Consider the following 13,278-nt stretch of genomic DNA (forward strand, 5'->3'; position numbering starts at 1 on the left):
AGGGGAATGGAGCGGATTCTAGCAGAGCGCGAGGTTGGCGATTCTTGTGCTGATACTCAGAGCCTGCTTGCGAAGGCAATCGAGGCGAAAGTCCTGAATGTAGAAAACTCAAGATCAAAAGATCGCAGCCTGCGGCAGCTCCTGCATAGAAAATCGCGTTTCACTGTAAGAGTTGCCGCAGGCTGCGATCTTTTGCTCGAACAAAAAAAACCGCCCTTGCGGGCGGCTAAAAGTGCTTCGACCCTAATTCAGAAGCCAAGGCTGAAGCTGATGGTCATCGCGTGATCGTTGCTGTCGTTCGACAGTTGTCCCGAGTAGCCGACCCCGAGCTTGCCGGTCGGGCTGATCTGGAAGTCCACGCCCGCTTCAACGATGGCGCTGTCCTTGGCGATCGGTACGCCTTGCGTGCTGAACGAGGCGCCGCCGTCGATGAAGGTCAGGTCGGCATCAGGTTTGGTGTCGCCGAAGGCATGCCGCCAGCCGATCGCCGCGCGCGGCGTGAATTGCCCGCCGTTGCTCAGGGTGATGACTTTGCCGGCGCGCAGGCCGAGGGTCGAAAACGTGATGTCTTGATCGGCATCGGCTTCCAGGCGCCCTACGCCGCCCTTTTCCTTGGCCTTGTCGGTGTCGTAGTTGACGTAAGCCAGACCGGCGAACGGTTCCAGGGCAATGCCGGCGGCGTCAATGGTGTAACCGACTTCACCGAACACCTGGGCGCTGCGCGCATCATAGTTGGCCTTCAAGCGGTCGTTGTAAGTGCCGACGCTGACGTTGCGCTTGGTCTCGATGTCGTGCCAGCTGTAAGCCGCGCCGAGGCGCACTGCCAGAGCATCGAACTGCGAGTTGAGGTACGCCGCCAGGTGGTAGCTGTCGACCGTGGCATCCGAACGACGATCATGAGCATCCAGATCGCTGCGGGTGTAACCGGCGGCCATGCCCACGCGCCACTGATCATCAATCTGCTTGTCGGTGCCGAGCAGGAAGCCGCTGAGGTTGCGATCGAGTTTGGCGCTGTTGCTGTCGCCATCCGATTCACCCCAGGCGCCGAGTGCGCGAACCCAGCCGACCATTTCGCCGTGGCAACCGTTGCTACTCAGTTGGTTGTCACTTGGCGCCAAAGCACGGCGTGGATCATCCGGCGCACTGCACGAAGGTTGGCGCATGCGATCGTTGACGGCTTCGCGCACGTAACGCGAATCCTCGAGGATCGCGCTGGCGGTGCTGGCGTGGATTTCGCCAGACAGGCTGTCGAAGGCGTTGCGCGCACCGGCCACGCTGAGGTTGACGATCTGGTTCTGCAACGCCGCACCGGCGGCGCCGTTACGCGACAACGCCGAAGCGGTAGCGCTCTGGTTGCCGGTCGCGGCGACATCGGTGAACGAGTTGCCGTTGCGGCTGACCACCAGGTTCACCGCGTTGGCGTCATACACCAGCGCCGTGTCGAGGAACGCGTATTGCGGCAGATCCGCAGCGCTGAAGGTGCCATTCACACCGCCGCCTGCAGTAATCAGCGAGTAGGTGATATTGCCGGTGAACGGAGCGAGCGAGTTCACCTGCAAACCACCGCCCAGCGAAGCCGTGCCGCCAACGGCCAATGGCGTGGCGGTTGGCGAACTGACCGTCAAGGCCAAAACGCCGTCAGAAGCATTGGTCAGGTTGCCGGCCACGCTCAACGTCCCGGCCTCGGCACCCGACGCCACCACACCGTGGTTGACCACCGAACCGACGCTGCCGTTACCGCTCAGTCCGGCGCCATTGGCCACGGTCACTTGACCGCCCAACGACGCTCGCGCGGCGCGGCTGCCGACTTGCAGCACGCCTTGATCGACCGACACGGTGCCGCTGAACGGTTGGTCACCGGTCAACAGTAAGGTCCCGGCGCCGCGTTTGAGCATCGCACCCAGTCCACGCAGCGAACCGATGAATTGGCCATTGGCGTTTTGCTGGAACACCAGCGAAGCGTTGTTGAGGATGTTGCCTTGCAGGCTGGTGGTGTTACCAATCAGCGTACCGCCGCTGACGGTGGTGCCCCCGCTGTAAGTATTGGCGCCACTGAGGATCAAGGTGCCGGAATCGAGTTTCTCGATGCCGCCAGTCCCCACCAGAGGGGTGGAAATTTCCGCACTGCCCCCAGCGTTGACGCGCACTGGCGCCAGGCTGCCGTCAGCTCCGTTGACCGGCGTCAGCGTGCCACCCGCGCCTGGCACCAGGCTGTAACCGCTGGCGAGGAATTGCAGGCCGGTGAAGTTCTGATTGCCCTGCACGGTGACCGTCCCGCCCTGCCCGCCAAACACGGCGAACTGACCGTTGGAAGCCAACGCCTGGGTGCCGGTCGGATCGGTCCAATTGGTGCCCGGGCCCCACACGCCGCTGCCGCCACCGATGCTGCCATCCGGATTGGTGGTGCCACCGTTCCAGAACTGCACCTCACCCGGCGTGCCTTGCACCAGCAGGTTGATCTGATTGGCGATAGCCGTTTGCAGCGTCAGATTGGCCGCCGACACCGGTAGGCTGCCATAGACCAGACCGTTGTCGGTCAGGCTGCCGCCATAGCGGAACAGTTGATAGACCCCGGTGCCGAAGCCGCCGGCGTTGCTGATGTTCAGCGTGCCGTCGAGGGTCAGGTTACCGGCGACATCGACCACGGTGGTGGAGCTGGCCGCCGAGCCGAGGCTGAAGTCCAGATTAGTGCCAGAGGACAGCGCCAGAGAACCGACCGACAACGGTGTCGCCGTGCCACCCCCGAGCAGGGTTGCACCACTGGCCAGTTGCACCGCTCCGCCGAGCTGCCCGCCACCGCCGATTTTCGCCCCGCTGGCGACGTTGACGTTGGCACTGTTGAGCACACCATTGACGATCAGATTGCCGGCCTGCACCGAAGTGTTGCCGGTGAAGGTGTTGTTGCCGGTCAGCAGCAACTGACCGCTGCCGGTTTTATTCAGCGTGCCGGTGCCGGTGAGGTTGCCGGTGTAGCTGCCATCGGCGTTCTGCTCGAAGGTCAGCGCCGCGTTGTTGACGATCGCACCTTGCAGGCTGCTGGTGTCGCCGCGCGTGCTGCCGCCGTTCAGCGTGGTGCCACCGCTGTAAGTGTTGGCGCCGCTGAGCACCAGGTCACCCGTGCCGTTTTTCAGCAGACTGCCGCTGCCGCTGACCGCGCCGATCAGCGTGGTGTTCTGGTTGCCGGCGAGGGTCAGTTGCGCGCCAAGGTTGATCGCGTTGGCCAGTTGCAGCGCCGAGGTGCTGTCGAGTGTCGAGTTGCCCGTCACACTCAATGCGCCGCTGCTGATCGCGCTGTTATTGCCGAGGATCAGCGTGCCGGCGTTCAGCGTGGTACCACCGCTGTAAGTGTTGCTGGCGTTAAGGGTCAGGCTGGAAGCGCCGGTCTTGATCAGACTGCCGCTGCCGCTGACCACGCCGCCGAGGGTCAACGCGTTGCTGCCGGCGACGGTCAAGCCACCATTGAGCACCACGTCGTTGCCGAGGCTGACGGCGGTGTTGCTGTCCAGCGCGGTGCCGTTGGCGGCCGTCAACACACCAGTACCGAGCGCCGCGTTGTTGCCGACCACGATCTTGCCGCCATTGAGCGCGGTGCCGCCGGTGTAACCGTTGGCTGCGTTGAGCACCAGCGTGCCGGTGTCGTATTTGCCGAGGGTACCGGCGCCGTTGAGCGCCACACCGATCGTTGCGGTGGCGTTCGGATCGACGCGCACGGTCGCATTGCCCAGCGAACCGTTGACCAGATTCAGTGAGCCCGCCGTGCCGTTTTGCAGGCTGTAGCCATCGGTGACGAACTGCATGCCGGTGATGGTTTGTGCGCCGTTGACCGTGACCGTGCCCGCCGTGCCCTGGAACACCGCGAAGTTGTTGGTCCAGGCCTGATTAGTGGTGCCGTTGACGTCGGTCCAGTTGGTGGTGCCGGTGCCCCAGGTGCCGCTGCCGCCCTCCACCGACCCGTTGGCGATCAGCTGATTGCCGTCCCAGAACTGCACGGTGACGCCCGGTGCGGTGACCAGCAGATTGATCTGGTTGGCCAGCGCGGTTTGCAGGGTCAGGTCGCCCGGAGTGACGCTGCCCGGCACCGCGCCGATCAGCATGCCGTTGTCGGTGAGGCCGCCGGTGTAGTTGATCAGGCGATACACGCCGCTGCCGAAGCCGCCGATGTCGCTGACATTGAGCGTGCCGTCGAGGGTCAGGTTGCCGCCGACGTTGACCAGTGCGTTGCCGCCACCGGACACCGGAGCACCGAGGCCCACGTCGAAGTTGGAATTGGCGTTGAGCACCAACGAATTCACTGACAGGGTGCTGCCAGTAGCGCCGGCCAGATGACCGCCATCGGCCACGGTCACTGCTCCGCCGAGCGAGCCGCTGCCAGCCAGAGTACCGCCGCTGTTGACCAGCACACTGGCACTGTCGAGCGAGCCGTTGACGTTCAAGGTGCCGGCGTTAACGGTGGTGTTACCGGTCAGGCTGTTGATACCGGTCAGCGTCAGGGTGCCAGTGCCGAGCTTGTTCAACTCGCCGGTGCCGGTGAGCACGCCGTCGAAAATGCTGCTGGCATTGTTGCCGCCGATACTCAGCGTGTTGCCGCCGCCGATCAGCGCGGTACCGCTGCCGGTCAGGCTGGCGAGGCTGCCGGAGCCGCCGAGGTTGAGGGTCGCCGCAGCGCCGAGATTGACCCCGGCGTTGCTGCCCAGTGCCGAGTTGCCCAGCGTAGTCAGGCTGCCGGACTGCACATCGAAGGTGCCGCTGAAGGTGTTGTTGCCGGACAGCGTCAGATCGGCCAGACCGTTCTTGGTCAAGGTGCCCGCCCCGGCGATCACACCGCCGAGGGTCAGGTTGTTGTTGCCGGCCACGCTCAGGTTGGCATTGACGTTGATGTTGTTGGCCAGCACCAGCGGCGCAGTGGTGTCGAGGGTCGACGCGCCCGCTACAGTCACCGCGCCGGAGCCCAGGCCCGCCGAGGTGCCAAGCGTCACGGTGCCGGCGTTCAGCGTGGTGCCGCCGCTGTAGCTGTTGATACCGTTGAGGGTCAGGTTGGAGGCGCCGTTCTTGATCAGACCGCCGGTGCCGCTGACCACTCCGCTGAGGGCTACGTCGCTGGTGCCGGTGTTGGTCAGGTTGGCGTTGAGCACCACGTTGTTGCCCAGCGACACCGAAGTGTTGCTGTCCAGCGCCGAGGCACCGGCCACGGTCAGGTTGCCCAGACCGAGGGCGCCGTTGCTGCCGGCGGTCAGGGTGCCGGCATTCAGGGTCACGCCGCCGAGGAAGTTGTTGGCCCCGCTCAGGATCAGGTTGGCCGCGCCATTCTTGGTCAGGCTGCCGGCACCGTTGATGGCTCCGCTGAGTGTCAGATCGTTGCTGCCGACGATGCCGAGGTTGCCCGCCAGGTTGATCGCGTTGCCCGCCGTGAAGGTGCCGCTGGCATCCAGGGTGGTGCCGTTCGCCGCGTTCAGGGTGGCCGAACCCAGCGCACTGTTCGACGCCAGAATCAGTCCGCCGGCATTCAGCGCCACCGGCCCGAGGAAGGCGTTGTTGCCGCCGAGGGTCAGGTTGGCCGATCCGTTCTTGATCAAGCCGCCGGTGCCGGAAATGACACCGTTGAGGGTCAAGGCATTGCTGCCGAGCACCGTGAGGTTGCCATTCAGCGTGGCAGCGTTGGCCAGTGTCACGGCGATGTTGCTGTCCAGTTGCGTGCCGGCGTTGGCGATCAACGCACCAGTGCCCAGTGCGGTATTGCTGCCGACCACCAGCGTGCCGCCGTCCAGTTGCGTGCCGCCGGTGTAGCTGTTGGCGCCGTTGAGCACCAGGGTGCCCGCATCGAGTTTGTTGAGAATGCCGCTGCCGTCGATGTTCACACCGACCGTGGCGGTCACGCCCGGATCAACGCGCATCGCCGTGGTGCCACCGCTGCCGTTGACGGCGGTCAGCAGCCCCGCCGTGCCATTGACCACGTTGTAGCCATCGGTGAGGAATTGCATCCCGGTAAACAGTTGCGTGCCGTTGACCGACACCGTGCCCGCCGTGCCCTGGAACACCGCAAAGTCGCCGGCCCAGGTCTGGTTCAGCGTGCCGTTGGAATTGGTCCAGTTGGTGCCGCCGGCATTCCACGTGCCGCTGCCGCCGTCCACTGTGCCGTTGGGAATTGTCTGGCTGCCGTCCCAGAAACGCAGGTTGGTGTTCGGCGCCGACACCACCAGGTTGACCTGATTGCCGAGGGTCTGCACGAGGATGTCGCCGAGGCCGTATCCCACCGGTACACCGGCCACGGTCAGACCGTTGTCGGTCAGCGCGCCGATGTAGTTGAACAGGCGATAGACACCGACGCCGAAACCGCCGGCATCGGTGACGTTGAGGTTACCGTCAAGGGTCAGGTTGCCGCCGATGTTCATCAGCGAGCTGGTCGATGGCGTAGCGAGGCTCGCGTCGACATTACTGTTGGCGGTGAGAATCAGCGACGAGGTGGACAAGGTATTGCCCGAGGACAACGCCAAATGACCGCCGCTGTTGATGGTGATAAAGCCCAGCGCCGAACCGGTGCCCGTGAGGGTGGCGCCGTTGTTGACGTTGAGTTGGGTGCTGGCGAGCGAACCGGTGAGGTTCAGCGTACCGCCGTTGACGTTGGTGTTGCCGGTAATCCCGTTGATGCCGGTGAGGTTCAGCGTGCCGGTACCGACTTTGGTCAGACCACCGCTGCCACCGAGGTCACCGTCGAAAGTGCTGGTGCTGCTCACGCCGCCCACAGTCAGCGCATTACCGCCGGCGATCTGCACACTGCCGCTGCCGCTCAGCCCGTTGAGGCTGGCGCTGCTGTTGAGATAGAGATTCGCACCGGCGCTGATGTTGGCGCCGGAGGTGTTGCCGAGCGCCCCGCTGCTCACGGTGGTGACGCTGCCGGAGGCGATGTTCAGCGCGCCGGTGAAAGTGTTGTTGCCGCTGAGCGTCAGATCGCCAAAGCCATCCTTGGTCAAGCTGCCGGCGCCATCGATCACGCCGCTGAGGTTCAGGGTGTTGCTGCCGGCCAAAGTCAGGCCGGCGTTGAGGGTGATGTTGTTACCGACGGTCATCCCGGTGCTGGTATCCAGCGTCGAAGCGCCGCCGACGGTCAAGCCGCCACTGCCCAATGCACCGGCCGAGCCCAATGTCAGCGTACCCGCATTCAGCGTGCTGCCACCACTGTAGGTGTTGGTGCCGTTGACGGTCAGGTTGGCCGCACCGTTCTTGATCAACTGACCGGCGCCGCTGATCACACCGCCGAGGGTCAGGTTCTGCGTGCCGCCGACGCTCAGTGCCGCATTGAGCACCACCGCGTTGGCCAGACTGGCCAGCGGCGAACTGCTGTCCAGCGTCGCCGCACCGCCGACGGTCAAGGCACCGGTGCCCAGCGCCGAACTGTTGCCGACAGTCACCGTACCGGCGTTCAGCGTGGTGCCGCCGACGTAGGTATTGGTGCCATTCAGATTGAGATTGGCCGCACCGTTTTTCACCAGGCTGCCGGCTCCGGCGACGGTCCCGGTGAGGGTCAGATCCGCACTGCCGCCGATGTTCATGGCGCCTGCGAGGTTGACCTGATTGCCCAGGGTGACGGCGGTGTTGGTGTCCAGCGTGGTGCCCGCCGCTGCGTTCAATGCGCCGCTGCCGATCGCGGTATTGCTGCCGACAATCAGCTTGCCGACGTTGAGCGCGGTGTTGCCGAAGTAGGTGTTGGCGCCGTTGAGGATCAGGTCGGCGGGGCCGCTTTTGGTCAGGCCACCGACACCGGAGACCACACCCGCGAGGGTCAGCGCATTGCTGCCGCCGATGGTCACGTTACCGCCGAGGTTGACGTTGTTGGCCAGGCTGGTCGCGGTGCTGGCGTCCAGCGTGGTGGTGTTGCCGGCGTTGAGTACACCGGTGCCGAGGGCGGTGTTGGAGCCGACGATCAGTGTCCCGGCGTTCAACGACGTAGCGCCGGTGTAGGTGTTGTTGCCGGTCAGGGTCAGGGTCGAAGTACCACCCTTGATCAGGTTGCTGCCACCGCTGATGACCCCGCCGAGGGTCAGCGGGTTGGCGACGCCGACGGTGAGGTTGGCGTTCAGCGCAATCGCGTTGTTCAGCGTTACGTTGGCGCTGCTATTGAGTGAGCCGCCCGCACCACCGACGGTCAGCGTGCCGGTGCCAAGTGCCGCGCCGTTGCCGACGGTCAGGCTGCCGGCGTTGAGCGCCGTGCCGCCGATGAAGGAGTTGGCGCCATTGAGGGTCAGGTTGGCGGTGCCGTTCTTGATCAACTGACTGGCGCCGCTGAGCACGCCGCCCAGGATCATGCCGTTGCTGCCGCCGATGGCCAGGTTGCCGTTGAGCGCAACGTTGTTGTTGAGGATGACCGAGGTATTGCTGTCGAGGGTCGCGGCACTGGCGACGGTCAGGCTGCCGCTACCCAGCGCGGCGGCGTTGCCGACAGTCAGGGTCCCGGCGTTGAGGGTGGTGCCGCCACTGAAAGTGTTGGCGCCGTTGAGAATCAGGTTGGCCGCGCCGTTCTTGGTCAAACCGCCGCTGCCACTGACGACACCGCCGAGAGTCAGATTGGCGTTGCCGGCGACGTTCAGATTGCCGCCGAGGGCGACGGCGTTGCTCAGGGCCACGGTGGTGCTGGCGTCGAGGGTGGTGCCCGCCGCAGTGGTCAGTGCGCCGGTACCCAGCGCGGTGTTGGAGCCGACGATCAGCGTGCCGGTATTCAACGCCGTACCGCCGGAGAAAGTGTTGTTGCCGCTGAGCGTCAGGTTGGCCGTGCCGTTTTTGCTCAGGTTGCCGGCACCACTGATGACGCCGCTCAGGCCCATCGCCTGAGTGCCGCCGAGGGTCAAACCTCCCGCCAGCGCCACTGCGTTGGCCAGCGTCACCGCTGTGGTCGCATCCAGCGTTGTGCCGTTCGCCGCATTCAGCGCGCCTGTGCCGAGCGCCGTGTTGCTGCCGACAAGCAACGTACCGCCATTGAGCGCGGTGGTGCCGCTGTTGGTGTTGTTGCCGGTCAGGGTCAGGCTGGCGCTGCCGCTCTTGGTAATGCCGCCGGTGCCGGAGACGATGCCGGCCAGGGTCAGAGCATTGCTGCCGAGCACGTTCAGTGCACCGGTGATACCGACGTTGTTGGCCAGGGTCACATTGGCGGTACTGTCGAGGCTGGTGCCGTTGCTGGTGTTGAGCACGCCAGTGCCCAACGCGTTGTTATTGCCGACACGCAAGGTGCCGGCGCTGAGGCTGGTAATCCCGGTGTAGGTGTTGATGCCGTTGAGGGTCAGGCTGCCGCTGCCGGTTTTGGTCAGGTTGGCAGCGCCGCTGATCACCCCGCCCAGGGTCAGTGCACCGGTGCCGGTCGCGGTCAGTGTGCTGTTGAGCGTGATCGCGTTAGCCAACGAAATCGGCGTCGTCGCCGAAATGCTCGAAGAGCCGCCAACGGTGATGCCGCCGCTGCTGAACGCCTGATTGTTGCCCACCAGCGTTATGCCGCCGTTGAGCACGGTGTTGCCGGAGTAAGTGTTGATCCCGTTGAGGTTGAGTTGACCGCTGCCGATCTTGGTCAGGCCGCCAGTACCGGAAATCACGCCGTTCAGGGTCGTGCCGTTGATGCCCTGCAAGGTCAGGCCACCCGCGCCCAGAGTGATCTGGTTGGCCAGCGACAATCCGGCGTTGCTGGCCTGGAGAATCCCGCCGTTGGACGTCAGCACTCCGCTGCCGAACGCCGCGTTGTCATTGAACTGCGCGACACCGCCATTGAGCGTGGTCGCGCCGCTGACCAGTGGTCCCTGCAAGGTCCAGGTGCCGCTGTTGAGGGTCAGGTTGTTGAAGTTGACGTAGGTCGCACTCGAGGCTGTGCCGGTGCCGGTGGTACCGCCGCCGAGGCCGATCGGGTTTTGCAGGATCAGCGTGTTGGTACCGGCCGCGCCGCCATCGATCGTCCCGGTCGGAGCGAAGGTCAGATTGACACCGATCAGGCCACCGAGGCCGACAGAAACTTGCACGCCGTCACCGACGTTAACGCTGGAACCTGTGATCGCGTAGAAGGTGTTGGTACTGCCCGCCCCCATCGACACGCCGCCAGTGATGTTACCGGCGTTGGTGAAGGTGTTGCCCGCTACCGACGTTTCGAACGCAATTCGGCCGTTGATCGTGCCGCTGGCGCTGTTGGTCATGTTGACTTGCGAACCGCCATAGACCCCGACCACTGGCGTATCGGCCAGGGTGATCCCGCCGACCGACAGCCCGGTCGAGGTAATCGTGCCGTCGTTGCTGATGGTCGTAGTGCCCGACACCGAGTTGTTCACGGCAATCCCCAGCCCGTCAATGCTGGTCAGGTTGAGGCCGAGCAACATGCCGGTACCGCGAATGAGCCCGGTGGTGTTGTTGACGATGCTCACCGTGCTGGTCGCGCCGGTGCCGATGAATGCGCCGCCACTGAGGATCGAGACCAGGCCCAGCAACGCCGGGTCGAGGGTGCCGGAGTTGTTCAGGTTGATGTTGGCCCCGGTCAGGTTGATGACCTTGCCGCCAAGTGTCGCGTTCATCTGCGCGCCGTTGGCGACGTTGACCGTCAGACCGCTGGTGGCACTGCTGTAGTCATTGAGAAACAGTGGCAGGGTCGGAACACCCGTACACGTAATTGTCGAGCCCGCCGCCGAGCAGGTCGCAAAGGCCTGCTCGCTGACCCCGCCGAACAGAAGCCCGGCGACGCTCAAATGCACAGCAAGGGAAAGTGGGGAAAAACGCGAAACGAGGGCGACACCAAACCTTGCTTCCACGGGCTACTCCTTGTCGTGGCCAATTTCTTCCTTGAAGGCGCGCAGAGCCGTGCTTATTCCACACGCGAATCAAGACTGCGACGGTCATCACAAAACCGTTGATTGGGGACAAAGCTAGTAGACGCCCAGCAATGGGGCACTGATTAAATGGTGTTAATACTTTAAGACTAGAGGCGTCTGGGATAAGCGTTTCAGCCCGTACCGACGGGCCTTTGACATGGCTTTGTGGCGAGGGGATTTATCCCCTCGCCACAGGAGTCATACCCGCCGGCATTTTTTGCGCTTTTGAAAAATGTGATCGCTCGGTCAGAAAAACCGTTGAAATCGACGAAATATCAGAGAATTGAAAACATTGGTACGGCTTGTGCAAACGTTTGCGAACCGTCAATACCGGCATTTTCCCGACAAACCCCCACAGGTCCGCAGAATCCGGGCCTCGATCCGCAAAAAAGGACTTTGAATGCACCCCGCTGCCTCACTTCGCGCCCCGTTTGCGCGCACGTTTGCTGTTTCCCTGCTACTGACCGGCGTTACCGGACTTCTCAGCCACAGCGCCCTCGCCCAACCCGCACTGCCGGAAGAGTCCGCTCAAGGCGAAGCCCTCAGCCCCGAAGCCAGTCCGCCGAAAAAAGGCGCGTACCTGTCGGACTGGTACAACCAGGACCTGATGTTGATCGGCAGCAAGGACATCAGCTTCGGCCCGCAGCCGGCCGACGATATCTACCTGGAATACGAATACTTCGGCCGCAAGGGTCCGTTCGAACTGTACGGCTACATCGATATCCCGAAGATCTTCAACATCGGCAACAGCCACGACAAGGGCGTGTGGGATCACGGCTCGCCAGTGTTCATGGAACACGAACCGCGCATCTCCATCGACTACCTCGCTGGCCGTAGCCTGGCCATCGGCCCGTTCAAGGAATGGTACGTCGCGTTCGACTGGATCTACGACCACGGCAGCCGCAAAGAGAACCGCGCCAACACCCTCTACAGCGGCTTCGGCACTGACATCGACACCCATTCGCGGGTCAACCTGTCGGCCAATCTGTACGGGCGCTATCAGTGGGAAAACTACGGCGCGAGCAATGAATATTCGTGGGACGGCTACCGCGCCCAGCTCAAATACATCGTGCCGATCGACAAATTCAGCAACGGCGCGTCGCTGACCTACATCGGTTTCACCAACTTCGACTTCGGCTCGGACATCCACAAGGACAACCCGGCGCGCACCGCCAACGCGACGGTGGCGACTAACGTATTGCTCTACTCGTTCACCCATTTGCGCTTCACGTTGGTCGGGCGTTATTTCCACAACGGCGGCAACTGGGAAGACGGCAGCGAGCTGAACTTCGGCGACGGCAATTTCCGCGCGCGGTCGAATGGTTGGGGTTACTACGCGGGTGTCGGTTATCAGTTCTGATCTTCAGGAGGTTTCATGCAAGCAATGACGCGTATTACTTTGGCCGGTGCAGCCCTGCTCTCTTCCAGCGCATGGGCGACCGAGGCACCGATTCAACCGAAAGTCGTGCTGATCACCATGTTCGCCCCCGAGGCGCAGCACTGGATTGATCGCCTCGAATTGAAGCAGGAAATCCGCGTGCCGGGCCTTTCCGCCGAATACCCGAGCATCCGTTGCAACGCCCGGCAGGTGTGTCTGCTGACCACCGGCATGGGCCAGACCAATGCGGCCGCCTCGACACTGGCCCTGGCCCTGTCGCCGAAATTCGACCTGCGCAAAAGCTACTTCCTGATCGCCGGGATCGCCGGGATCAGCCCCAAACATGGCACCATCGGCACCGCCGCATGGGCGCATTACCTGGTGGAATTCGGTACGCAGTGGGAGATCGATTCACGCGATGTGCCGTCGAGCTGGCCGACCGGTTACCTGGGCATCAACACCCAAGGCCCGAACGAAAAACCACCGTTGGACTACAAGACCGAAGTCTTCGAACTCAACCCGAAACTGCAAGCCAAAGCATTCGCCCTCAGCCACAAAGTCGAACTGAGCGAGAGCAAGGAATCGGCCGCATGGCGCCTGAAATATCCCTCCGCACCGGCTAATCAGCCGCCCGTCGTCACCCGTTGCGACACGCTGGCGGGCAACACCTGGTTCTCGGGCACGCGCCTGAGCGAACGGGCCGAGGTCTGGACCAAACTGTTGACCGACAACAAAGGCGAATACTGCACAACGCAACAGGAAGACAACTCGACCTTTGAGGCGCTGTTGCGCGCCAGCCGCGAAGGTCTGGTGGATGTGCAACGTCTGGCCGTGGTGCGCGCCGGTTCTGATTTCGACCGTCCTGAACCGGGCGGAAGTGAGGTGAACAACCTGCTCAAATATGCCGATCAGGGCGGATTTGTGCCGGCGCTGGAAAACCTTTATCGCGCGGGTAATCCGCTGGTGCAGGACATCCTCAAGAACTGGTCGGCATGGGAAAACGGCGTTCCCGCCCCTTAAAACCAACGCAGATAACTGTGGGAGCTGGCTTGCCAGCGATGGCGGTGGATC

Annotated in this window: 4 protein-coding genes; 3 read left to right on the forward strand and 1 reads right to left on the reverse strand. The window is 63.3% G+C overall.

Annotated elements, in window-relative coordinates; genetic code table 11:
• Positions 1–6 precede the first annotated feature (6 nt).
• A complete protein-coding gene (locus ACIOWE_RS02805; RefSeq protein ID WP_401387097.1) occupies positions 7–285 on the forward strand; it encodes a hypothetical protein in 279 nt (92 codons plus the stop codon).
• On the opposite strand, the gene ACIOWE_RS02810 is transcribed toward ACIOWE_RS02805, so the two are convergent.
• Positions 249–10,769, reverse strand: a complete 10,521-nt coding sequence (locus ACIOWE_RS02810) for an autotransporter-associated beta strand repeat-containing protein (protein WP_401387100.1) — start codon at positions 10,767–10,769, stop codon at positions 249–251. The two genes, ACIOWE_RS02805 and ACIOWE_RS02810, sit on opposite strands and share 37 nt — an antisense overlap.
• A 460-nt stretch (positions 10,770–11,229) precedes the next feature.
• Here ACIOWE_RS02810 and ACIOWE_RS02815 point away from each other — a divergent pair, with 460 nt between their 5' ends.
• Together ACIOWE_RS02815 and ACIOWE_RS02820 are read left to right on the forward strand one after the other, a co-directional pair.
• Positions 11,230–12,189 (forward strand): nucleoside-specific channel-forming protein Tsx, encoded by a 960-nt coding sequence (locus ACIOWE_RS02815; RefSeq protein WP_401387103.1) that lies wholly within the window; start codon positions 11,230–11,232, stop codon positions 12,187–12,189.
• A 15-nt stretch (positions 12,190–12,204) separates the two neighbouring features.
• The gene (locus ACIOWE_RS02820; protein WP_401387106.1) at positions 12,205–13,227 is read left to right on the forward strand and encodes a purine-nucleoside phosphorylase; all 1,023 of its coding nucleotides are present in this window, start codon (positions 12,205–12,207) and stop codon (positions 13,225–13,227) included.
• Positions 13,228–13,278: the final 51 nt, after the last annotated feature.

Source organism: Pseudomonas sp. NPDC087598, assembly GCF_044743525.1.
In the GTDB taxonomy this organism is placed as follows: Bacteria; Pseudomonadota; Gammaproteobacteria; order Pseudomonadales; family Pseudomonadaceae; genus Aquipseudomonas.